At 38.8% G+C, this 22745-nt stretch carries 21 protein-coding genes and 1 tRNA gene; 13 read left to right on the top strand and 9 right to left on the bottom strand.

The features are described 5' to 3' along the window. Positions 1 to 32: 32 nt before the first annotated feature. From H1R81_RS08065 to H1R81_RS08090, 6 genes are all read left to right on the top strand, one after another. Positions 33 to 659: a hypothetical protein gene (locus H1R81_RS08065; protein WP_229251081.1), complete on the top strand. Its 627-nt coding sequence runs from the start codon at positions 33 to 35 to the stop codon at positions 657 to 659. A gap of 119 nt (positions 660 to 778) precedes the next feature. Beyond that, positions 779 to 1348, top strand: a complete 570-nt coding sequence (locus tag H1R81_RS08070; RefSeq protein WP_181840852.1) for an RNA polymerase sigma factor — start codon at positions 779 to 781, stop codon at positions 1346 to 1348. A 52-nt stretch (positions 1349 to 1400) separates the two neighbouring features. After that, positions 1401 to 1979 (top strand): hypothetical protein, encoded by a 579-nt coding sequence (locus H1R81_RS08075; RefSeq protein ID WP_181840197.1) that lies wholly within the window; start codon positions 1401 to 1403, stop codon positions 1977 to 1979. Then, positions 1954 to 3039: a DUF4097 family beta strand repeat-containing protein gene (locus tag H1R81_RS08080; RefSeq protein WP_181840198.1), complete on the top strand. Its 1086-nt coding sequence runs from the start codon at positions 1954 to 1956 to the stop codon at positions 3037 to 3039. The genes H1R81_RS08075 and H1R81_RS08080 overlap by 26 nt, the downstream gene beginning before the upstream one ends. Positions 3040 to 3281: 242 nt before the next feature. Then, positions 3282 to 3800 (top strand): cupin domain-containing protein, encoded by a 519-nt coding sequence (locus H1R81_RS08085; RefSeq protein WP_181840199.1) that lies wholly within the window; start codon positions 3282 to 3284, stop codon positions 3798 to 3800. 77 nt (positions 3801 to 3877) lie between these two features. Continuing rightward, positions 3878 to 4690: an SDR family oxidoreductase gene (locus H1R81_RS08090; RefSeq protein ID WP_181840200.1), complete on the top strand. Its 813-nt coding sequence runs from the start codon at positions 3878 to 3880 to the stop codon at positions 4688 to 4690. Here H1R81_RS08090 and H1R81_RS08095 read toward each other — a convergent pair whose 3' ends face one another. The 5 genes from H1R81_RS08095 to H1R81_RS08115 form a co-directional block, all read right to left on the bottom strand. Then, complete coding sequence (locus H1R81_RS08095; protein WP_181840201.1) at positions 4691 to 5848, bottom strand: endonuclease/exonuclease/phosphatase family protein; 1158 nt, start codon at positions 5846 to 5848, stop codon at positions 4691 to 4693. Between the two features lie 54 nt (positions 5849 to 5902). Further along, positions 5903 to 6865, bottom strand: a complete 963-nt coding sequence (locus H1R81_RS08100) for a hypothetical protein (protein ID WP_181840202.1) — start codon at positions 6863 to 6865, stop codon at positions 5903 to 5905. Between the two features lie 91 nt (positions 6866 to 6956). After that, positions 6957 to 8327: a HAMP domain-containing sensor histidine kinase gene (locus H1R81_RS08105; RefSeq protein WP_181840203.1), complete on the bottom strand. Its 1371-nt coding sequence runs from the start codon at positions 8325 to 8327 to the stop codon at positions 6957 to 6959. Further along, entirely contained in the window at positions 8327 to 9007 is a 681-nt protein-coding gene (locus H1R81_RS08110) for a response regulator transcription factor (RefSeq protein ID WP_181840204.1), read from the bottom strand. Before H1R81_RS08110 ends, H1R81_RS08105 begins: the two co-directional genes overlap by 1 nt. 115 nt (positions 9008 to 9122) lie before the next feature. After that, positions 9123 to 10256 (bottom strand): glycoside hydrolase family 88 protein, encoded by a 1134-nt coding sequence (locus H1R81_RS08115; protein WP_181840205.1) that lies wholly within the window; start codon positions 10254 to 10256, stop codon positions 9123 to 9125. Positions 10257 to 10538: 282 nt separating this feature from the next. On the opposite strand from H1R81_RS08115, the gene trxA reads away from it, so the two are divergent. Next, a complete protein-coding gene (gene trxA, locus H1R81_RS08120) occupies positions 10539 to 10838 on the top strand; it encodes a thioredoxin (RefSeq protein ID WP_181840206.1) in 300 nt (99 codons plus the stop codon). A gap of 456 nt (positions 10839 to 11294) precedes the next feature. Here the strand turns inward: trxA and H1R81_RS08125 are convergent, their stop codons facing one another. Further along, a complete protein-coding gene (locus H1R81_RS08125; RefSeq protein ID WP_181840207.1) occupies positions 11295 to 12623 on the bottom strand; it encodes a 4Fe-4S dicluster domain-containing protein in 1329 nt (442 codons plus the stop codon). A 201-nt stretch (positions 12624 to 12824) separates the two neighbouring features. On the opposite strand from H1R81_RS08125, the gene H1R81_RS08130 reads away from it, so the two are divergent. Then, positions 12825 to 12900, top strand: a tRNA-Phe gene (locus tag H1R81_RS08130). A gap of 91 nt (positions 12901 to 12991) precedes the next feature. Here the strand turns inward: H1R81_RS08130 and H1R81_RS08135 are convergent. Beyond that, positions 12992 to 13720, bottom strand: a complete 729-nt coding sequence (locus tag H1R81_RS08135) for a LytTR family DNA-binding domain-containing protein (RefSeq protein WP_181840208.1) — start codon at positions 13718 to 13720, stop codon at positions 12992 to 12994. Then, positions 13710 to 14729: a sensor histidine kinase gene (locus H1R81_RS08140; protein WP_181840209.1), complete on the bottom strand. Its 1020-nt coding sequence runs from the start codon at positions 14727 to 14729 to the stop codon at positions 13710 to 13712. Before H1R81_RS08140 ends, H1R81_RS08135 begins: the two co-directional genes overlap by 11 nt. A gap of 65 nt (positions 14730 to 14794) precedes the next feature. Here H1R81_RS08140 and H1R81_RS27590 point away from each other — a divergent pair, with 65 nt between their 5' ends. From H1R81_RS27590 to H1R81_RS08160, 5 genes are all read left to right on the top strand, one after another. After that, positions 14795 to 14917, top strand: coding sequence for a hypothetical protein (locus H1R81_RS27590; RefSeq protein WP_255463062.1), 123 nt, complete (start codon positions 14795 to 14797; stop codon positions 14915 to 14917). A 64-nt stretch (positions 14918 to 14981) separates the two neighbouring features. Then, positions 14982 to 15902 carry an ABC transporter ATP-binding protein gene (locus H1R81_RS08145; RefSeq protein WP_181840210.1) on the top strand — a complete coding sequence of 307 codons (921 nt, stop codon included), beginning with the start codon at positions 14982 to 14984 and terminating at the stop codon, positions 15900 to 15902. Continuing rightward, positions 15899 to 19501, top strand: coding sequence for a M1 family aminopeptidase (locus H1R81_RS08150; protein WP_181840211.1), 3603 nt, complete (start codon positions 15899 to 15901; stop codon positions 19499 to 19501). Before H1R81_RS08145 ends, H1R81_RS08150 begins: the two co-directional genes overlap by 4 nt. Before the next feature lie 734 nt (positions 19502 to 20235). Further along, positions 20236 to 20778, top strand: coding sequence for a hypothetical protein (locus H1R81_RS08155; RefSeq protein WP_181840212.1), 543 nt, complete (start codon positions 20236 to 20238; stop codon positions 20776 to 20778). Between the two features lie 18 nt (positions 20779 to 20796). Next, on the top strand, positions 20797 to 21726 hold the full coding sequence (locus H1R81_RS08160; protein WP_181840213.1) for a c-type cytochrome: 930 nt from the start codon (positions 20797 to 20799) through the stop codon (positions 21724 to 21726). A 155-nt stretch (positions 21727 to 21881) separates the two neighbouring features. On the opposite strand, the gene H1R81_RS08165 is transcribed toward H1R81_RS08160, so the two are convergent. After that, positions 21882 to 22649: a LytTR family DNA-binding domain-containing protein gene (locus tag H1R81_RS08165; protein ID WP_181840214.1), complete on the bottom strand. Its 768-nt coding sequence runs from the start codon at positions 22647 to 22649 to the stop codon at positions 21882 to 21884. Between the last annotated feature and the right edge of the window lie 96 nt (positions 22650 to 22745).

Genomic DNA, 22745 nt, shown 5'->3' on the forward strand with positions numbered 1-22745 from the left:
TCTGATAACTTTGAAAAAAAAATGAATAAGCTTTGAATACGCGATTAGCCACCTTTTTGTCGGGTACATTACACCCACTATTAATGCCAACCCTTTTGTTTCTGATTCTGTTTTTCCTGGCTCCGGTTTCTTTAGGAGTTGAGGGGCTGGATATGACTTTCAAATGGATAGTAATAGGATTTGTATTTATCTATACTTTTGCCATACCTGCTTATCTGGTATATCTGCTCAAACGCTGGGGTGTTATCAGCAGCCTTAAAATGGAGAGCTTACAAGAGCGTAGGATTCCTTACCTGATGACTGCTGTCATTTATGGTATTTTAGGGTATTTTTTATATACCAAAAACTCGAGCCTTTTTGCTTGCGCTTATATACTCTGGAGTATCACGCTTGTTATTCTTTGCGTAGCTATTATTAGTTTCTGGTGGCAGATTAGTGCCCACGCCGCGGGTATCGGGGGGGTAGTAGGGGCCTTGGCTGGTATTTTGGTGAAGTTTGGTGAAGGAAGCCTTTTTATACCGCTTTTATGTTCTATGATTATAGCCGGATACTTAATCGGGGCTCGTTTACAACTCAATGCTCATACACCCCGGCAGGTTTGGGCGGGTCTTTCTTTAGGTATTATTTTAAGTTTGATGTCGGTCTCTTATTTTTTTTGACATTTTATTCTTCTCATTATCAGTGGTTTAAGCTGAATTTTTAAAAATCTTGCTGCAATCATGCAACGTTCTGTTTTTTTAAGCATCTTTTGTTTGAAACCATAAAACAGCATAACCCTCTGACAAATACAGTATTCATTAACAAGCACGCTGACCTGGTCGAGCAATGTAAACGTGGCGAAAGTAAAGCGCAGTACGAGTTGTACAAGCATTACTCAAAGGCTATGTTCAACGTCTGTATGCGGATACTTAATCATGTAGGAGAAGCTGAAGATGTTTTGCAGGATTCGTTTATTGATGCTTTTGCAAAAATCGGAGATTTTCGTCAGCAAGCTACTTTTGGTGTTTGGCTCAAGCAGATTGTGGTCAATAAAGCCATCAACCATCTGAGGTCAAGAAAAGTAGAATTAGTCAATATTGATAGCTTTGGCGGAGAAGAATACGATATTGCTGACTATGCAGAGGATTCTTATAGCGAAGAGAATACAAAACTGGAAGTAGAGCGTTTACGTAGAGCAATGGAACAATTGCCAGAAGGTTTCAGGGTGGTGCTTTCCTTGTATTTGTTTGAAGGATATGACCACGAAGAGATTGGGAATATATTGGGTATAAGCGAGACAACCTCCCGGACACAATATATGCGGGCCAAAAAAAGGCTATTGGAAATTGTAAACAGGCAAATGTTTTGACTAAACTAAAAATTCAACTTAATTAAAAAAATCCCTGCAAAGGGTGAGTGATATGAAAGACCGTTTAGAAAGATTCGTGAGAGATAACCGTGAAGACTTTGATAGCTTTGAGCCATCAAAAGCCTTGTGGAAGAAAATTGAGGTGGAGGTTGCTAAACAACAACCTGCAGGCAAACGCCTGAACGGAAAGACAGTAAGATTTGGAGGTATGAGATGGGGGATAGCTATTGCTGCCAGTATTGGTATATTGTTGACAGTAGGGTATGGAATTGTGATGTATTCACAAATTCCTGATGATTTTGCCAGTTTGAATTTGCCACGTGCTTATGAAAAAACTTATGGCAAAGAATTAGTACAGTTTACTTCTTTGGTAGAGCAAAAAAGAGAGGAGTTAAAGGCATTGGAAAGTGCTGACCCTCAACTCTACCACCAGTTTGATGCCGAAATACAGGCATTAGAAAAGAACTATCAGAGCCTTAAAAATGATTTACCGCAAAATCCGAATCCGGAAGATTTGCTCAAGGCTATGGTTCAAAACTTAACTATGCAGATCGATCTGTTAAACCAACAGTTACAAATAATTCAAAAAATTAAAGAAGTTAAAAATGGAAAAATTAAAACGATGGTGTAGCCTTTCCACCAAAAAAAGAGGGGTATTCTGGGCATTATTCCTTTTGACTGCTGTACAAACTTTTGCCAACCACGATGATAAAGAATGGATTGAGAAAAAGAAAACCGTAAACTTGTCTTATCCGGTTTCATCGTCAGATAAAGTATCTTTACATAATCAGTTTGGGGATATTAAAGTCAATTTCTGGGATAAAAAAGAGGTAAAAGTAGAGGTACTTATTGTAGCAAATGCCTCTTCTGATGACAGAGCAGCAGATTTTATCAATTCGGTTGATGTAACAGGCAAAAAAGAAGACGGACAGGTAAGTATTAAAACGCATATCGAACGCTCAGATAACAGAAACTGGAGTAATAAAGGCGAGAAGCACTCATTGAAGATTGATTACATGGTATATATGCCTAAATCAAACCCGCTTCAGGTAAAAAACTCGTTCGGTAATACCTATCTACCAAGTTTTAATACCCCTTTAAAAGTTGACCAAAGCTACGGAAAATTAGTTGCTGAGGATATTCTGAATCCTGAATCTGATATTAAGATAGCGTTTTGTCAGAACTCTTATATTAAATCCATGAATGGAGGTACTTTAAAGGCGTCTTATTCAGGAATTAAGATGGAAAGGGCAGATAATTTTGATTTCAATAATAGCTTTGGTGATATTGACATTAAAGAGGTAGGAAAAATTGATGCGAAAATCAGTTATTCCAGTGGTTCAATCGGACTATTGAAAGAGTCGAGCAATTGGAAACTGGAGTTCTCTGGTGATTTTAAATTAGGAAGTGTTGGTAGAAATGTAAAAGATCTGGATATCAGAGCCAGTTATTCACCTGTGTCATTGACATTGGATGATAATGTGACGTATGATTTTGATATAAAAGCGCACTACGGCGACTTTGATTATCCAAAAGATAAAGGTATCTCATTTACGAGAAATACCGAAACCGAAAAGAAAGAAAGCTATGGCTTTAATCCGACCAAATATTACGAAGGTAAGGTCGGCAAAGGTTCACCTACTTGCAGAATTACAGTAAACGGTAATTTTAGTAGTGTTAAATTGAAATAAATTAAGTGTTTTGAATGCAGACAGGATAGGCTCTCAGGGCTTATCCTGTTTTTTGTTAGAGCGATTTAACTGCCGCAGGCTGACAATCGGGTAAAATAATGTTGCCGGAAAATTCTGATAAGCCCTGCTAACATTTAGGATAGCTTTAATGTTATATACTTGCCTAAGATAATAGCTACCCATTAATATCTAAGAATTACAGATTCAGAAGAATCTGTAAATACTGTACAACAATTACTACAATGGAAAAAGTAGCATCAATCAGAGAGTCTGTAAAGACCAATAAAGGTAAACGTACTGTAATAGAGTCAGAATTTGCTCCGGGCGCAAGTATTCCGCCACATTATCACCGGAAATTTGATAAGACCTTTGAAGTATTGGAGGGAGAAATCAGGTTATGGAATGGAAGCCAAGAGCTTGTGCTGAAAGCAGGAGAGTCGGCTACGGTAAAGAAAGACATTGTGCATAACTATGAGATTGGTAACTCAAAAGCGGTATTAAAGACAACCTTAGTACCGGGCAGTCTTTGTTTTGAAAATGCGATAAAAGTGATGCAGGGTATTCATAAAGATGGAGAAGATGGAGAATTGAATACGATTGAAAACAACACTATGGTTTATATGGCGATTATTTCAAGGCTTACAGATGCTAACTTTATGGGTGAGGCAGGTGCCACACTTGAAACCTTTCTGCTAAGTGAAGAGGGTAAACAGGTGATGTATATCCAGAATGAACTGGTGGAGAAGTATGGTGAATTATAATACGAATAATAAAACTATAAGAAAACAGGATAGAATGTTATCCTGTTTTTTTATTTTTGTATAAACCACGACAGGATATGAGCCAGATAAAAGACAGTGTTTTTATTGTAACAGGCGCGGCCTCGGGTATTGGCAGGGCACTGGCTATGCAGGCAGCCGATGCCGGAGCAAGGGTAATTGCTACTGACATAAACGAGGCCGGATTAAACGAGACTATTAATCTTGCCACAGGGATTATTGAAGGCTATATTTTAGATGTTTCTGATGCTGAACAAATTAAAACCTTTGCTACTGAAACCATTAAAAAGCATTTTCATGAACGTTTTATATTGGTGAATAATGCGGGCGTAGCCTTGTTTTCAGGAGGTTTTTTAGAAACCTCGCTGGCAGATTTTGAATGGCTGTTGAATATCAATCTATGGGGAGTTGTGCGAATGACAAAGGCTTTTTTAAGGCATTTTGTGAAGCAGAACCAAGGGCATATTGTAAATGTATCAAGTATTTTCGGGATTACGGGTATGCCCGAAAATTCGGCGTATTCTACGGCTAAATTTGCTGTAAAGGGCTTTTCTGATGTGTTGAAATTTGAATTGTTGCGTACAAATGTAAAAATATCAACAGTGCACCCAGGCGGTATTAAAACCAATATTGCCCGAAATTCCCGTGTGGGACAAACCAAAAATAATGAAGAAGGGAAAAAGGCTATATCAAAGTTTGAGAGAGTTGCCTTAAAAACATCTTCTGAAAAAGCGGCGGCTATTATCCTGGCAGGCATTGAGAAAGATAAACCACGAATCCTTGTAGGAAATGATGCCAGAACCATGGATTTGATTGCCCGGGTTTTTCCGAACACCTACCACAAGGTTCTGGCAAAGATGCTTAAATTGTGATTAACGATTTGCCACCAGATTAGTTGGTTTATCCAGCGATTTTTTGAGTACATATTGGGCTACGACCGGAAAGTGGTCTGAAACTGTGATGCCTTTTATGGTCTGGCACGATTGCACTTTCCAGTCTGAGCTAAAAAACTGTTGATCAATCCGAACCCAGTAAGGGCGGCGGTTTAATGTAAAGCCTAAACCCTGACCAGCCTCTTCAAAGGCATTATTAAAGCTTAAACTTAATTTTCCGTAAACATATCCAAAGGGAATTTCGTTGAAATCTCCACAAATAATGACAGGATATTTACTGCCGGACACATATGATTCGACTTCTTTAATCTGTTCATCCCGTGCCTCAAAGCCCTGTTTCAATCGGCGGAAAGTGTCGAAAATTTCAAAAGCAAATTCTTTAACATTCCCTCTTTTAAGTGCATCGGTAGCCTGATTGATACGTACACCCATCGACCACAAATGGACATTTACTACCCGTACGGTATCTTGCTGATAGGCAATATCGGCACAAATGAAACCATTAATATTTGGCTGACCCTTCCTGTCCCAGATTTTGCTGTATTCTTTTACCACAGGGTATTGAGAAAACAAAGCTAAACCGATATGCCTGCCTTTATCAAAGGGAGTCAGTTTAACTAACTTGTTGCTATATTGAGATTCAATGTTTTCATTATAAGAATATTCCTGAAAGCAGGCTATATCTGATTTAAGCGAAGACCAATTAACGCCTTTACCATTGTGTTCTCCAAAGCTTTCGCTATTATAACTTAGTACTTTGAGCGATTGTGCCTGACTGATTTCAGGTTTGCTCTTGCCTACCCCTACAAACCTTTTTATGATCGGGAATGTCATTAAGAACCAGATAAAACCTGCTGAAGCGACTAATTTTTGTTTTTTATAGAGTAAATAACAACTGGCTGTTAGACCAGCCAAGATGGCCAAGGGTAGGCTCATCATAATAAATCCGGTCAACCAGTGGTCAAAAATAGGATAGTAACAGAAAGCCATTGTAATAAACATATAGCACACTGCTATATAAGAGCGAGGAAATTTTTTAAAAGCTCTGATGGCCATTCTCATCCCTTCCATTGCTATTTCTCCGAAAATCTGAATAATAGCTAATACGAATATTTTAAAGCCATTTAATAAAACCATATATTGAGATAATTATGGGTCGACAATAGTTTGTGAGATGGTAAGGTTGTCTGCTTACTTTACTTCAAATCTACCTTTACCAATTTTAAATCCTTCACAGTAAATTTCAATTTCATATTTTCCAGGGGTATAGGGCGCATCCTGTACATAAATAATGTCTACTTTCTGGTCATTGTTTTCAAATAAAACACCTTGTCGGGTACTGAAACCTATTTCGTTACCTTCATATTCTAACACACCACTATTTACATTATCAGTTATTATACCACCATTGGCGTCAAGAATCCTTAGATAAATGTCTTTTTTGTTCTTAACCGCAATCGGATTTGAGGGCATAATAAATGAGATTTTCAGGCGATTAATACGTGATGCTTTAAAAGTATTACCTTCCCGTGCCTTGCCATTAGCCGACAAAGCAGCTACCTGTACATTAATGGCCTTCATTGAAGAAGCCATTGTTACCTGACGTTGCAGGTTGTAATTTTCGGCCGAATATTCTGCCACTGTCTGCGATAAGGTTTCTTTATCTGTTTTAAGGGAAGTATTTTCGTTCAATACTTCTTGTTTTTCTTGCTCTAAAAGTTCAGTGCGAGCTTTTAGTTCAGTGTTTTCTTCTTTCAGAAGATTAAATTCTTTGTCTTTTACTGTTAAAAAATTCTCGTAATCTCTTATTTTGGTATTGTACTTTTGTAATGAAAAATTCAGATCTGATTTCAATAATTTCTTGTCGTTTTCTAATTGCGCTTTAATGCGCTTCAATTCGACAATGTTGCCTCCTAATCTATTGATTTTTGCAATTTTTTCGTCTAAAACCTTTGAAATTGAATCTAATTTTATTTGTGTAGAAGACAGTTGCTCAACTTTTTCCGTCAATGATTTTTGAAGTTCAAAAGTGTCATTTCGTGCACCCATAAATAAATACCCAAGCAAGGCTAAGATTCCTATCAAAACACCAAAGGAGACCTTGAATATACCTTGATTACTATTAGATGCCATTTTTTCTTCAGTTATTTCCATAATGGCAAATTAACGAACCTCAACTTAAGCAGGCGTTAAATTGACTTTAAATTTGCCTTAAAATTGGATTATGACAATAGTTAAAGGGGAGTCAATGGGTAAAAATAAGTGTAAAAATAGTGCCATCGGCGGTGGATTTTACTGTTATCTCTCCTTTATGCAAGCGTGTAATTTGAGCTACAATGGCTAAACCTACGCCATGCCCCTCAACAGCTTGTGCAGAAGCATTGCTGCGATAAAAAGGCTGGAAAATATAAGGGATGTCCCTTTTAGGAATAACAGGGCCTTTATTAAAGAAAGAAATAACAATATCCTTATTAGAAGAGGTAAAGTTTACAATGGCCGTATTATCATCAGAAAACTTGCAGGCATTATCCATCAGATTCATAAAAACCACTTTCATGGAAGCTTCATTGCCTTGAATAATCAGGGCCGATTCATCATCTGGGAAATCGGTGAAATTTATCTGAACATGATAATCTTCATGCCATTTCTGTAGTTGACTTTTGGCTTCCCAGAGGAGTTCGTCTAAGCGGATTGGCGTATATTTTACATTTTCAGCTTTAGCAACTACCGTTGCTAAATTCAGCAGAGTATTAGAAAGTTGAGTAAGTGTTCGGGTATCTTCCTGTAATGATTTCAGACTTTTTTCGTAAACTTCCGGCGAACGTTTCTGTAGCAATGTCACTTCTATCTGCGAATAAATTTTAGTTAAGGGGTTTTTTAACTCGTGAGATACATTAGCTATAAACATTTTCTGAGTAATAAGTGCCTCCTCAATACGGTCAAGTAATTGATTAAATGTGGCTACCAATGTTCCTATTTCATCGTCAGGGTTAGGATATTCAACCCTTTTTTTTACATTGCGTGGGAAAATCTGATTAACCTGTCTGATAATGCCCGAGACTGGTGCGAGAGCTCTATTGGCAAATAGCCAGCCAGAAATGCCTAATAATAAAATACCTGCACCTACCATCACAATCAGAATTTTCTGTAAATCCTGTAAAGCAACTTTGCCATTCTGGTCGATGGCGCTCACGATCACCCAATTACCCTTTCCCTTATTAGTTAAGTGAATACCTAAAACCTGATAGCCCTTGAATTTTGTGTAGGTAGTAAGATTTTTGCTGACTACAAGAGGTAATAATTGTTGATGGAAGCTTGTGTCTGAAGGGTGTGTGAAAAAGATAAATTGCTCTAAGGATTCATTAAATACCGAAATACTTTCGTTGGTCAGTAGTTCTCTGTCTGATACGTTGACTAATTTTAGTACGGTAGTATCGGCCGCCTGAATATCAAAAAGTAGGGTAGTAGTAGTAATGGCACGGTCTTGCAGGCGTTTATAAAAACGCTTTTCGAGGTATAATTTACTAAAAAAGTAGACCCCAAACGAAAAAAACAAAAGAATGGCGCTTACTAACACTACAAATTGATAGGTTAGCCTTGAGCGAATATTTGTCATCAGGAAATTACTTTGAGAACATACCCCATACCTATCTGTGTATGAAGCAGTTTAGGCTCAAAATCTTTATCTATTTTTTTTCGTAAAAAATTGACGTACACTTCTATTACATTTGTTCCTGTATCAAAAGTTACATCCCATATTTTTTCTGCTAATTCTGCTTTTGAAATAACCCTTCCCTGGTTTCGGATAAAGTACTCTAACAGTCCGAATTCTTTGGCTGTGAGCGAAAGCTCCTGACCTGCACGGGTTACTGTTTTTGTATCTAAATCCATTTCTAAATCGGCTACTTTCAGGGTGTTAGCTGTATGGATAATGCCGATATTTCTGCGGGTCAAGGCTCTTACCCTTGCCATTAGTTCTTTAAATTCAAATGGTTTTGCCAGATAATCGTCTGCACCAGCATCCAAGCCCTCAATTTTATCGTCGGTTGTGCCTAAAGCTGTTAGGAGTAAAATAGGAGAGGAGACTCCTACCTCACGGAGTTTCCGACAGAGTTCTAAACCGTTCATGCCGGGTAAGATGATGTCAGAAATAATCAGTGCATATACCTGACGGGTCGCCAATTGAAAACCCATTGCCCCGTCATAGGCTATGTCAACTTCCCATTGTTGCTCTTCGAGCCCTTGCCTGATTAGTTGAATAGTTCTGACTTCGTCTTCAATCACTAAGATTTTCATGATTAGGTAGCTTGGATTTTATCAAAATTAGGAAATTAAATGGAAAACGCAGCTAAGTTCAATTACATAGCTGCGTTTTATCAGAATTATGCTAATAAAAGCAGGAAAATTAGTATCAACGTTTTATTTTGTAAACTTCAGTCATAGCTAAAAGGAAACAACCTAAGCCAAAGTCTTCGAAATCAGGCATTTTATCATAAGTAACAGGTTGGCCGTCTTTTGGCTCTTTGCCTGTGCCTTGTACATAGCCTAAAAAACCGTTTGGGTGAATACAATTATTCATTATGGCATATACTGCCTTTGCCATAGGCGGATAGAATTTTTTCTTATCTAATATTCCCTTATTGATACCCCATGCCATACCATATACAAAGAGTGAAGTCCCGGTGAGTTCTTTACCACCAAAATCGGTTGCGTCAGTAAGGCTCACATTCCAGAACCCATCACTTCTTTGTAATGGTACAAGGGCATTCATCATTTCAAGATAAGTTTTTTCATATTCTTCACGATGCGGGGCATCTTTCGGTAAAATATCCAGTACTCTTACCAAAGCCGCTATTACCCAACCATTACCACGAGACCAATAACAACTTTTGCCTGATGGGGTAACGTAGGGAGGGTCAAAATCTTTATCTCTCCACCATAATCCATCAACAGGATTGTATAGGCCTTTGTCGCCGTGCATGGTTTTGGTATGCATATACATTTCGTACATTTTCTCAAAGTATCGATTGTCTTCATAAATAACCCCCAATTGGGCAAACACCGGCATTGCCATTTGTAAAGCATCAACCCACGACCAGTCATCTTTTTTTGGGTTATTAATCAGGCTGTCAATAGAAGCCTTGATGTCATGGATACGCTCTGGTTTAGGGTCAAGGAGATATAAATCTATATAAGTCTGCCCGCAACATTGGTCATCGGCATTTCGGGTATTAATGCCATTTCGTAAACCCCATTTATGGGCTTCTCCCCAGTTAACGGCATATTCGTAGTAGCGCTTTTGCTGGTCAATTTTATAGAGAGCCATTAGCCCTTCATAATACACCCCTCTTGTCCAGATATTACTTGGTCGGGTACGGTCGGGTCTTACAATGGGTTTGCCTACATCTTCCCATTTTAACATAAAGTATTCATTGGCGAGTGTCATGGCTTTCATAATATCCTGATTTTTAGGGAGACTTTGTGCAAAAGCCGGAATAATGCCTAATAAGATGATTGAAAGTAGAATAAAGGTGTTTTTTTTCATAAGTACTGTACTAATCGTTGGGTAATCACGCAAATATAGACGTTAGCGACATAAGAATGGCTGCCTATGGGTGCAAAGATAAAATTTAGTGGGGGGCTGTCTTAATTTTGATTTGCCTGATAGAGTTTCGAAAAATTGGAGCTATTTCAAAGTAATAATTTAAACTCTGTTCTTAATTATTCAAATATCATCAAATCAGGTAAATCAAAGTTCAGACAGCAATTCTGAAACCTCCAACACTTATTATTTGTTAATAGAAAGAACATATAAAAACATACAACAATGACGGGAACATTTGAAGAACTGATTGCCTCAGAAAAACCAATATTGATTGACTTCTTTGCTGAATGGTGCGGACCATGCAAAGTATTATCCCCTACGCTGCAACAATTAGCACAGGAAGAAGGTGAGAACCTGAAAATTGTAAAGATTGATGTAGATAAAAATCCGAAATTAGCCTCAAAGTACAAAGTTTCCGGGGTGCCAACACTCATGTTATTTAAGAAGAGCGAATTAAAATGGCGACAATCGGGAGTTCTGTCACTACCTCAATTAAAAAGTATTGTTCAGAAGTTTGCCTGAATGTATTGCAATAAAAAAGTGGAGTCCTAAAGATAAATTCTTTGGGCCAGACGCTTTTTATCGGATTTGGAAAGCTTTAAGCTAATCAGGATATTATTTCTTTTTCGATAATATCAGAAGTAGCTTGCTCAAAAACACGCTTAATACCATCAAATGCCCCGCTAACAATGGCCAATGGTAATAACAACGGCATAAAAACTATCCATTGTAAAAACATGGATGAATTAAATTTTCTCATGGAGGTTAGAGGCAAAAATGCACATTAGGCTAAAAATAAAATTTTACAACACATATCAGCTTATTTCAAATAATATGCCAACATATTTTTGTAAAGCCTATGTAAAGTTAAAAAAAATATTTACTAAGTGCAAAATGTTTAGGCATTAAAATAATTCAATAATAAAAAAAAACTATTTTTCCCCAAATAAAATAGCAATTTATTTATTTAACGGCTAATTATTTTAAATTATCTACCCAGTTGAACCTGTCACTCGGAGAAAACTTCCAGGGAGCCATATTATTTTCTGAATTAGAAAACATTGCATTCCATGATGCAGGAGCCGACGACTCTTCCATAACCTTATAACGGCGGAGTTCGAGAATGATGTCGAGAGGAGAGATATTAACCGGACATTCCTGCACGCAAGCATTGCAAGTAGTACAGGCCAGAATTTCCTCTTCTGAAATATAATCTCCTAAAAGTGTTTTACCATCATCATAGGTCTGCCCGTTTTTCAGCCAGCCTTTTTGTATATCTTCGAGTCTGTCACGTGTATCCATCATGATTTTGCGGGGCGAGAGTTTCTTACCTGTAATATTGGCAGGGCAAGCAGTTGTGCAACGGCCACATTCAGTACAACTGTAGGCATCCATCAGGTTTTTCCAACTTAAATCTTTCACATCTTTAGCACCAAAACGCCCTACTTCAGCAGGAGTAGCCTCAGGTTGCTCAACACCGAGCATAATTTTTACTTCTTTGGTCACAGCAGGCATATTAGCCATTTGTCCTTTAGGCTCAAGATTGGAGAAATACGTATTCGGGAAAGCCAAAAAGATATGCAAGTGTTTAGAATAAGTAACATACAAAGCAAAGCTCATGATACCTAAAATGTGAAACCACCAAGTGAAACGCTCATAAATGACCAATGTGGTGTTGCTCCAGTTACTGAAAACGGGTTGTAACCATTGGCTTATAATAAAGTTTCCAGTGAAGGCTTCAGTATAGTGTTCTACTCCTCTTGCCTGCAATAGTGTATCAGTGGCATTCATACTTAAAAATGCCCACATTAATAATATTTCAATAGTCAGGATAATATTAGCGTCATTCCGGGGCCATGCTTTCATTTCCCGATGACGGCTTTCCTGAAAACGTTGTATTTTCAGAATGTTACGTCTAAGCAGAAATACCACACAAACAGTTAGCACTCCAATTGCTAAAACTTCAAAAAAATTAATGAGAAAGTTATAAAAACCACCCAAAAAAGGGAGGAATAGGCGGTGCGTGGCAAAGACACCATCTAATATAATTTCTAATACTTCAATATTAATAATCAGAAACCCAGCATAGATTATGAAATGCATCAGGCCTACTAATGGCCTGTTAAACATCTTTTTTTGTCCGAAGGCAATCAGGAGCATGGTTTTGAGTCGCTCGGCAGGCCTGTCCGTACGGTCTTCGGAATGGCCTAACTGAATTGTTTTTTTGATAAGTATAACTCTACGGGTAATGAAGTAGGCAGCTAAGGCTAAAGCTACGATGAATAGTATTTGTGATAGGATTTGCATACGAGTCAGTTTTGTTAAATACTGATAGGAACTCTTTAAATATCGCCATATTAGTATGCTTGCATACCATTACAAATATAGTTAAATTTTTGATAATACAAGTTTAAAGAAAATTTTTAAGATTTTTTTAGTCAGAAGTTTGTAGTTGATTTTTTTTTGTCTACTTTTGCAGTCCCAAATCACGGGGAATGGTGGTAATAGGGTAATGTAGCTCAGTTGGTAGAGCAAAGGACTGAAAATCCTTGTGTCGGCGGTTCGATTCCGTCCATTACCACCAAGATAATCAGGCAGTTAGAACTTAGGTTTTAACTGCCTTTTTTCTTAGGTACAAAATAGGTATCGTTTTTTAAAGTAATCATAAATATACTCTATTGAATACCTCTCAGCATTTTAAAGAAAGATTCGGAATAAGTATCACTAATGGGTATAATTTGATCTCCTAACCAGATTCTGTTTTTTTCGATGTGATCTATTTTATCAATTGCAATCAGAAAAGAACGATGTACACGGGCAAAATCGGTTGATGGTAGTAATTCTTCCAGTTTAGCGAAACTCAAAAGAGTCATAATCTTCTCTTCTGTGGTATGAATCCGCAGATAATCTTTCATTCCCTCTGCGAAAAGAATATCACGGATCGCCACTTTACGGATGCGGTGACCAACTTTCAGAAAGATGTACTCCTGCTCGGTTTTTACTTCTGGTATTGTTGCGTTCTTTTCAGGTTGTTGTCTGGAGTTTTGTTCCTGATATAGACGCAGGACACCTTTATAGAAACGCTCAAACGAAAAGGGTTTTAACAGGTAATCTTTCACATCCAATTCAAAGGCTTTCAAGGCATATTGGTCATAGGCGGTGGTCAGGATAATCATGGGTTTTCGGTTCAGCATCTGCATGAAACTAAGCCCATCCAAGTCTGGCATGTTTATATCCAGAAATAGTATATCAGGTTGGTCTTTCTCCAGAGAACCTGCGGCTTCCAGAGGACTCATAAAGCTGCCTTTCAACTCCAGAAAAGAAACTTTAGAAATATACTCTTCCAGTATTTCCTGCGCCAGTGGTTCGTCATCAATGATATAGCAAGTGAGTTTATCCTTCATGAGTTTCTGATTGAAGACTGTGAATATTGAGAACAACAGAAAAGGTGTCCACCATATTGGTCACCTTTAGCGTGTGCTGCCCAGAGTACAATAAGGCCAATCTTTTCCTGACATTCGGCAGGCCTATGCCACCGGGGTCATTAAGGTTATGAGCCGGATGCTTATCTACAGGGTTCTGCACACTGAAAGTAAGGTTATTTTTCTGTACTTCCACGCTGACTTTTAAATCGCCGGGGTTGAGACGGGCTGGGCTATGCTTATAAGCATTCTCAAGAAGATGAATAAACAATAATGGAGCAATATGGCAGGCTGATGTATCTCCAACTATCTTTAAATCTACCACAGGGCTTTGTTTGTAACGTAGTTGTTGCAAATTCATATAATCCTGCAAATAAGCTATTTCTTTTGCGATTGGTACAGTAGGGGCATTTGACTCGTAAATCATGTAGCGCATAAGAGAAGCCAGGTGCAAAACTGCTTCAGGAGCCGCTGGTGCCTGCTTATATACCAATGTATGAATATTATGAAGGGTATTGAATAGAAAATGTGGGTTAATCTGCGATTTGAGGTAATATAGTTCAGCCTCCACGGCCTGTTTCTCCAATTGCTCTTTCTTTATAGTATTCAATACCAGATTTTCTGTGACCCTTGCCAGCCAGCTAAGTAACATAAAAATCGGGACAGCAGAGATCAGGAGCATAAAATAGGACTCAGATAAAAGATTCCAGGCATTGAGCTTTTCGTAACGAAAAAGCAAAAAAGGCACCGGCCCACTTAGCATGATTCCTGCCCGTATGAAAAAATAATCTCTCTTCTTTATTTTACCTGAATGGTAGGTCAGGAGAAAAAAATGGCCGTAAAAAACATATAAACATGTGAGAGTGAATCCTATAGATGTGGCAAACCATCTGGGATTTCCTTCACCTCCTAATTGCAAAGCTACCAGTAGACTGAACAACGTCCAGAGAACAATGTGGACTACCAAGAATATATTTTTAACTCTATTCATCAAACAAAGATAGTTTTTCCTGCTATTCTGTAGTTGCCTTATCGACAGGATCTTTACCTTAATCTATGAAAGATCAAATCCGTTCTGCCAGCGATTTGGCGGAAGCAAAGCCTCCACTGGTCGATTACTTCACAGTATTAGCATATCGTTTTTTACTTTCTGTTTTGTTAAGAATTGCTTTGCAATAGAAATGAGGAAGTATTGGTAAAGTTACTTCATCTCGAAAGATTAACCTGGTAAAATTCAGATAAAATGGAAAATCATACTTTTGGCCTTTCTATCCGTCATGTCTCTAAAACCTATTGGAATGGCACAAGGGCTTTGAATAATGTATCGCTGGATATTCCACCCGGTATGTTTGGGTTGCTCGGCCCAAACGGAGCTGGTAAATCGACTCTTATGCGTACACTCGCTACATTGCAAGAGCCGGATGAAGGGCAAATATTTTTAGGTGATATTGATGTAATAAATCAGAAAGACGAATTGCGGGAAACGTTAGGCTATCTTCCACAGGATTTTGGTGTTTACCCCAAAGTGAGTGCAGAAGAATTGCTGGATCATTTTGCGGTGCTGAAAGGCATCATCAATCGAGCTGTGCGAAGAGAAACTGTTGAGGCCCTGCTTAAACAAACTAATCTCTGGGAAAAGCGCAAGCAGCAATTGGGTGGATATTCAGGTGGCATGAAGCAGCGCTTTGGTGTGGCTGTAGCCTTATTGGGGAATCCTAAACTATTGATTGTAGACGAGCCAACTGCCGGACTTGATCCTGCTGAGCGTGTACGCTTTCTCAATCTTTTAAGCGAATTAGGCGAAAAAAGTGTGGTGATTCTCTCTACCCACATTGTGGAAGACGTATCAGAGTTATGCACGAATATGGCTATTATCAATAAGGGAGAGATTTTGCTGGAAGCCCCGACTCTGGAAGCTGTTGCAATGCTTAATGGTAAAATCTGGCGCAAATTGACAGATAAAAATATGCTGCCTGAATTGGAACAGGAATATCAGGTTATTTCTGCCAAACTATTAGGTGGCCGAACATTGGTTCACATCTACAGCCTTGAAACGCCTGGTAACGGTTTTGAGCCGATAGAGCCGAATTTGGAAGACGTGTACTTCAGTACTATCACGGGTAGTTATGTTAAAGCATTGAAAGTGAAGGAGGTGAAAAAATGAAATTCTTGAAGATTTTTCGCTTTGAACTCATTTATCAGTTACGGAGTGTCACTACCTGGCTTTATTTTGCAGTGGTACTGAGCTTTGCTTTTCTGGTGGTGACTGAAAATTATAGCTATGATGCCCGGGAGGGCTACTTTTTACTTAATGCGCCCATTGTCATTGCTACTGTCATGGTTTTAAGCATCGTTCATTGGCTTTTAATAGGGGCATCTGTAGCAGGCAATGCAGCAACCCGTGATATACAGAAACGCATGCATTTCCTTACCTATGCCACTCCTGTCAGCAAAGGTATATATCTTGGTGGGCGATTTCTGGCTGCTTTTATTCTCAATGTCTTGATTCTACTCGCTATACCGATAGGTATCCTGTTTGCAATATATTTTTCAGGCATAGAAAGGGAGATTCTTGGAACGTTCCGCTTGGCATCTTATCTCACTGCTTTTTTCTATATATTATTGCCCAACGTCTTTATCTCAACGGCTTTTCAGTTTTCGCTGGCGGCACTCAGCCGTCGGGCCATTGCGAGTTATCTTGGAGGGCTGATTCTCTTCGTAGCTGCTTATCTATTCTGGATGATGCTAAAGGATAAAGGAGAATGGGGGAGTCTGGTAGATCCTATGAGTTTTACTCCTATCATGAATCACCAGAATGATTGGAGTCCAATAGATAAGAATACACGCCTGCTTATGCTGGAAGGTTCATTTCTTATAAACCGTCTTCTTTGGCTTGGCATTTCATTGGGTATGCTGATATTCACCTATTTCCGGTTTCGGTTCGTTTTACCGGAAACAAGCCGAAAGCAGAAATCTGTTAAATATCCCAAACCTGGTGTAGAGATTATAGAAGAAAAACTAAAGTGGGCAGAGGGAGGAGGATTGCCAAAGGTGAGAGGAACTTTTGGATTTGCTTCGCATTTGTATCAGTTACGCATCCTCACCTGGAAAACCTTTCTGCAAATGGCAAAAAATGGTGCGGGCCTGCCTCTTCTGGCAGTTCTTGCCCTATTGATGGGAATGGCTGCCCCGGGAGACGGGAATCTAAAGGCAAGAGGTGTACCTCTCTTTCCCAGAACCGACCAGGTGTTGCATTATCTGACGGGTCCTCTGAATGAACCGAAGTTTTTCTGGATTATCATGGCCCTGCTAACTATTTACTATACCGGTGAGCTATTATGGCGGGAGCAGGAAACCAGACTGAACGAAATTGTCAATGTAACACCAATAGCTGAATGGGTTCTTTTCTTAAGTCGTTTTCTGGCATTAAGTCTTTTAGCCATAATATGGCTCGTCTTTGTGATGCTGGCAGGAATAGTTGTTCAGATGATTTTGGGTGGAGCAGGTATTGAAATCGGACTATACCTGCAGATTCTTTTTGGACTACAGTTGGTAGACAGCCTACTTTTTACACTAATTGTAATCTTTATACATGTGCTGGTCAATCAGAAATTTATAGGCCATTTGGTAGCACTTCTTGTCTATGGATTTATCGTCTATGCGCCTAATCTGGGTATTGAGCACAAACTCCTCATTTTTGGAAATAGTCCCAAATGGTCTTATACAGCTATGGCTGGTTTCGGCAATTCTCTTGCGCCCTGGATATGGTTTAAAATGTATTGGGTGGCATGGGCGTTACTATTGGCAATAGTTACGAGGTTGCTCTGGGTGAGAAGCCGTGAAACAGGCTTAATTGCTCGGCTTCACCTTGCCCGCCATCGCTTCAGGTCATCTACTGTTTTGATTACTGCCTTTTCTGCTGGCTGCATTCTATTGTCGGGTGGTTTCATCTTCTACAATACAAATGTGGTGAATGAATACAAACCTGTCTCTGACACTATGAAGCAGAGGGCCTTATATGAGCAGCTTTATGGACAGTATAAGACTCAACCACAACCTCTTTTGATAAAAACCAGCTTACAGGTTGAGATTTATCCCAACCGTAGGGAAACAGAAATACATGGTACTTACTATTTGTTAAATAATACTACGATAACCATTGACTCTATTCATGTAGCTACTGCTGATGCAGTTCAAACTACCAATGTTAGCATTAACAGACCATCAAAGCAGGTATTAATAGATGAAACATTGGGTCACCACATTTTTATACTTGCCAAACCTCTCCAACCCGGCGATTCACTGCAACTCAGTTTTGAAGTGCATCATAAAACTCAGGGCTTTACTAACAACGGAGCAGACGCATCTGTATTGGCTAATGGAACCAACTTTAAAAATTATGACTTATTGCCTTCCATTGGGTATCAATCTCATCGGGAAATTAATGATATTGGCCAGAGAAAGCAATACAAACTCTGTGCGCGACCTGGGACACCTTCACTTTATGATATTAACGCACGCAAAAACGCACCTTTTACTGAGCGAATCTATTTTGAAGCTATTATAGGCACTGATAGTGGTCAGACCGCAGTAGCACCTGGGGAACTGCGTCAATCCTGGACCAAAGGTAGACGCCAATACTTTCATTATATTACTGATGCGCCCATCAGGAATGAATATAATATTCTTTCGGCCAGATATGCGGTGTATGAGAGGTATTGGAAAGATATAGCTATACAAATCTACTATGATCCAGGCCAAACAGAAAATCTGGAACGCATGATGCAGAGTGTACAGGCTTCGTTGGCTTATTATGCCCAACAGTTCGGTCCTTACCCATATCGTCAGATTAAGTTTATCTCTTATCCCGGATATGGCAGCAATAATCATTCAACACCTGGTACTATAACAACCGAGGAGGGTTTCTTTCTTCTGAACCCAAAAGGTGACCCAAGAGGTTTTGATCTGGTAACAGCAGTAGTGGCACACGAAGTGGCTCATCAGTGGTGGGGAGGTCAGTTGACACCCGCTCGGGTAGAAGGGGCGGGGTTGCTTTCAGAGAGCCTGGCCTGGTATTCTGCTATGGGGGTTTTTGAGGATAAATATGGTTTTGAACAACTACACAGGCTATTAGATTTCTTAAGAGAAGAGAATGAGACGCCGCGCACCCGTGCTGCCTTACCACTGCTTAGAGCTGATGACTGGTACCAATACTATCGTAAAGGCCCTTTTGTATTATATGCGCTAAGCCAGTATATTGATAGGAATAGGGTTAATAATGCACTCCGTCACTTACTGGTGAAACATCCTGCTGGAAGTTTGCCTTTGCCAACTTCGCTGGCACTTTATCGAGAATTAAAAGTAGTGACACCGGATTCGCTTCATTATCTGTTGCACGACTTCTTTGAGAAGAATATTTTCTGGCAGCTTGAAACAAAAGAGGCTACGGCAAAGAAAACCAAAGCAGGTTTCTGGCAGGTGACACTCAACATAGCAGCACGAAAATGGGCAGTAGATACTGCTGGTACAGAAACTAAATTACCTATGAATGACTGGATAGAAATCGGTGTGTTTGCACCCGCCGAAGCTGGAAAGGAAACAGGTAAACAACTTTATCTACAAAAGCGTCTTATTAAATCCGGCCAGCAGAGCATTACTGTAACGGTACCGCAAAAACCTGCCCGTGTTGGTATAGACCCTAATCACTTACTGATAGAATGGGAGATAGAGGACAATAGTAAAGAGGTGAAGCTAAGTAATTAGCCTGCCAGGAAAACCTTTGATGATGCAGAAGATATGGAAAGATGACTGAATTAAATGTCTCTTTTGAAATTGCATACTCAACTTGATGTAAGAGCATGTTTAAAAATTATGATTCGACCTACAAAGCCCATCTTTTTCAGCAATACTTCGTTGCATTTTTTCGATGTAGCTGCCGGCTACATCTGCAAAATGCGCCCGCAGCGGCGGACCGCTCGTCTATCTGAAAAATATGAACTTTTCGGTCAGAATAACAAAATTTAAACATGCTCTAATTCAATTTTTATTCTAAATAGTATTTTTTTTACTAAAACATTTGGTGGTTTTATACGTATTAATATATATCTAAATGTATAAAAAATAACGTAAAAAAGCCATGTGAGACCATATTTAACCATATAAGTACACCTTCTTAAAGATGGAAAATCTTTGTGTCGGCGGTTGGATTCCGTCTATTAACACAAAAACAAAAAAAGCAGTTATAGCATCAGTTATAACTGCTTTTCTGTTAAATAAGCCTAATATACAATCATTTCTGAACTCTGTTTGCTTATTTCTAAAGCAAATTTCTTTCCTGAACCAAGTTATTTATAGGTTGCTTATTTGTAATCTCATAGAAAACACTTTCTCCTCCAAAAAACACAATTCGTTCTTAAATTCTTGCAGCTCGTCAGAGTTGCCATTTCTTGTGTCTGTCTGCCGTAATAGTTTTGCCCAAGAAACAAAAAAATGAATTTATGAAAAAGTTATTTGTAACAATTACCTTATTGGTCTCTTCATTACTGATGGGCTGTGAGGTAAATGAAATTAAGGCCGAATATGGAAACGGCCCAAAGACAGAAGTACCTATGGGTATTCAGGGTAGCTGGATGTTCGGGCAATTTTCTATGACTGAGTATTGGAGCCAGGATCCGGCCACTTATACTGGTAATGCTTTACAACTGGCAATTGCTTTTAAGTTCAATGACAATGGCACCTATGAGCAATACTTCACATCAGGCTCCACCACCAGCACAGGCCAGACCTATCAGCAGTCGGTTACCAAAGGAACCATTGAAGTCAATGCTTCTGCCAGAACTATTACGACTCATGCTTACGCTTCCAAATATCGTCGCACGGTTAACGGGAAAGTCGTTGAAGACCGCCAGTTGAACGAAAATGAAATAGCTAAAGATAATATCTACTATTATACTTTAGATACAGAAACCAATGGCACAAGAGTCATTAATCTTACTATTGAAGGTACTAATAGTACACTTCCGTTTCAAAAGAAATTTTAATCTCAACTTTATACAATTATGAAAATTCTCCTTAAAACTTTAAAAAGGATAGGTATTACTTTATTGGTGTTGGTTGTAGGGTTTGTAATAACCGTATCGCTGCGCCAGAATCTCACCTACGAAGCACCATATCCCGATATAAAAGCCAGTAAAGATAGTTCCGTTATAGCGCATGGCAAAGATCTGGCTTTAGGACCAGCTCATTGTGCTTCATGCCATAGCACGGCAAATGCTGATTCGTTGATTGCTTTAGGTCAGGAAGTTCCTCTAAGTGGGGGTTTTGAATTTAAAATACCTCCGGTGGCTACAATCTATTCACCAAATATTACATCTGATTCGACTCATGGTATTGGAAAGCGTACAGATGGAGAGATTGCACGGGCACTACGATATGGTGTTCGTGCTGATGGAACGGCAATGTTTGACTTTATGCCTTTCCATAATGTATCAGATGAAGATTTAACAGCTATCGTTTCTTATGTACGCTCGCTAAAACCTGTTAATAAGCCAAGAAAACAGCATGAAATTGAGCCAATGGGAAGAATAATAAAAGCCTTTATGGTTGAACCTGTCTGGCCAAGTGAAAAAATACAGAAGTCAGTAAAAGTGGATACTACTGCAGAATACGGTCGTTATTTGGCGCATAATGTAGCTAACTGTGTTGGTTGCCATACGCGCAGAGGGTTAGCTGGTGGCTACACTGGAGAACAGTTCGCTGGGGGAAATAAAATGGGAGAGCTTATTACTCCAAATATTACGCCCGATAGTTCAAGCCGGATTTATGGATGGAGTGAAGAAGCTTTTATTGCCCGTTTAAAAGGAGGAAAAGTTATTCCGCAGAGTGAAATGCCATGGAATTCTTTCAAGAGAATGAATGATAATCAGCTAAAAGCTATTTACAGATATTTGCAGACTGTAAAACCTGCAAAAATGCCTAAAGAAGGGTAAAAACTGAAGCATAGTGTTGTTTTTATATAGTTTGAGTATTTAGAAAATAAAGTGAAAATCAAAAAGGTCGAGACTGATAGTTTCGACCTTTTTTTCTTATTTAGTTTAGCATTCTGAATCTGGGCTATGTTAGCTTCTGAAAATTATAGTATTGTTTACTTACCCATCCACTTTTTAAAATCAGTTACTTTTTCTCGGCTGACGATAGCTTCTTTATCGACTGTAGGGTTAAGCAATAAAACTAATCGATTGCCAAAGTAATCTTCAATTTTAGTAATACACCCTACGGAAACATAAAATGCCCGGCTGATCCGGAAAAAGTGTTCAGGTTCAAGCATTTCTTCCAGTTCATCCATCGTATAATCTACAGCGTATCTTTTATTATCTGGTGTTTTAAAGAAGTTAAGGCGTCCGTCGCTATAGAAATAACAAATATCCTTTACTTCAATGCTTACCAGTTTAGCACTGTACTTTACCAGAAAACGTTTACGGTACTCCTTAGGTTGCAGTTTTTGCTGCAACTCTTTTACTATTTTTTCTAACGAATTATCTGTCGGTTTGTATGTAGACGATAACTTTTTGAATTTTTCTAAAGCTGCCTGTAACTCATCATTCTGTATAGGTTTCAGTAAATAATCAACACTATTCACTTTGAATGCTTTAAGGGCATATTCGTCATAAGATGTTGTAAAGATAACAGGACATTTAATGTCTATCAGATTAAATATCTCAAAGCTTTGTCCGTCTGCCAACTCGATATCCATTAAAATCAAGTCTGGTGAAGGATTAGCCGTAAGCCATTCCACACTCCCCTTGATACTATCAGCAATCCCTACTACATTGGCAGTAGTATCTACAGTTGCAAGTGTTTTCTGGAGTTTTTTTACTGCCAGATCTTCGTCTTCAATAATTAAAATTTTCATAAACCAACGTACAGAAAGAGTTATACTGAGTATTTTTATACTAATTTAAAAATCTGCTATTGAACATCATACATGTTTAAGTACAATTAGCCGAAT

The organism is Emticicia sp. BO119, assembly GCF_013912375.1.
In the GTDB taxonomy this organism is placed as follows: Bacteria; Bacteroidota; Bacteroidia; order Cytophagales; family Spirosomataceae; genus Emticicia.

What these genes read in the sequence shown, in the direction of transcription:
- H1R81_RS08075 (WP_181840197.1), top strand. Translation starts at nt 1,401, where the DNA reads ATGAAAGACCGTTTAGAAAGATTCGTGAGAGATAACCGTGAAGACTTT.
- H1R81_RS08080 (WP_181840198.1), top strand. Translation starts at nt 1,954, where the DNA reads ATGGAAAAATTAAAACGATGGTGTAGCCTTTCCACCAAAAAAAGAGGG.
- H1R81_RS08085 (WP_181840199.1), top strand. Translation starts at nt 3,282, where the DNA reads ATGGAAAAAGTAGCATCAATCAGAGAGTCTGTAAAGACCAATAAAGGT.
- H1R81_RS08090 (WP_181840200.1), top strand. Translation starts at nt 3,878, where the DNA reads ATGAGCCAGATAAAAGACAGTGTTTTTATTGTAACAGGCGCGGCCTCG.
- H1R81_RS08095 (WP_181840201.1), bottom strand. Translation starts at nt 5,848, where the DNA reads ATGGTTTTATTAAATGGCTTTAAAATATTCGTATTAGCTATTATTCAG.
- H1R81_RS08100 (WP_181840202.1), bottom strand. Translation starts at nt 6,865, where the DNA reads ATGGAAATAACTGAAGAAAAAATGGCATCTAATAGTAATCAAGGTATA.
- H1R81_RS08105 (WP_181840203.1), bottom strand. Translation starts at nt 8,327, where the DNA reads ATGACAAATATTCGCTCAAGGCTAACCTATCAATTTGTAGTGTTAGTA.
- H1R81_RS08110 (WP_181840204.1), bottom strand. Translation starts at nt 9,007, where the DNA reads ATGAAAATCTTAGTGATTGAAGACGAAGTCAGAACTATTCAACTAATC.
- H1R81_RS08115 (WP_181840205.1), bottom strand. Translation starts at nt 10,256, where the DNA reads ATGAAAAAAAACACCTTTATTCTACTTTCAATCATCTTATTAGGCATT.
- trxA (WP_181840206.1), top strand. Translation starts at nt 10,539, where the DNA reads ATGACGGGAACATTTGAAGAACTGATTGCCTCAGAAAAACCAATATTG.
- H1R81_RS08125 (WP_181840207.1), bottom strand. Translation starts at nt 12,623, where the DNA reads ATGCAAATCCTATCACAAATACTATTCATCGTAGCTTTAGCCTTAGCT.
- H1R81_RS08135 (WP_181840208.1), bottom strand. Translation starts at nt 13,720, where the DNA reads ATGAAGGATAAACTCACTTGCTATATCATTGATGACGAACCACTGGCG.
- H1R81_RS08140 (WP_181840209.1), bottom strand. Translation starts at nt 14,729, where the DNA reads ATGAATAGAGTTAAAAATATATTCTTGGTAGTCCACATTGTTCTCTGG.
- H1R81_RS27590 (WP_255463062.1), top strand. Translation starts at nt 14,795, where the DNA reads ATGAAAGATCAAATCCGTTCTGCCAGCGATTTGGCGGAAGCAAAGCCT.
- H1R81_RS08145 (WP_181840210.1), top strand. Translation starts at nt 14,982, where the DNA reads ATGGAAAATCATACTTTTGGCCTTTCTATCCGTCATGTCTCTAAAACC.
- H1R81_RS08150 (WP_181840211.1), top strand. Translation starts at nt 15,899, where the DNA reads ATGAAATTCTTGAAGATTTTTCGCTTTGAACTCATTTATCAGTTACGG.
- H1R81_RS08155 (WP_181840212.1), top strand. Translation starts at nt 20,236, where the DNA reads ATGAAAAAGTTATTTGTAACAATTACCTTATTGGTCTCTTCATTACTG.
- H1R81_RS08160 (WP_181840213.1), top strand. Translation starts at nt 20,797, where the DNA reads ATGAAAATTCTCCTTAAAACTTTAAAAAGGATAGGTATTACTTTATTG.
- H1R81_RS08165 (WP_181840214.1), bottom strand. Translation starts at nt 22,649, where the DNA reads ATGAAAATTTTAATTATTGAAGACGAAGATCTGGCAGTAAAAAAACTC.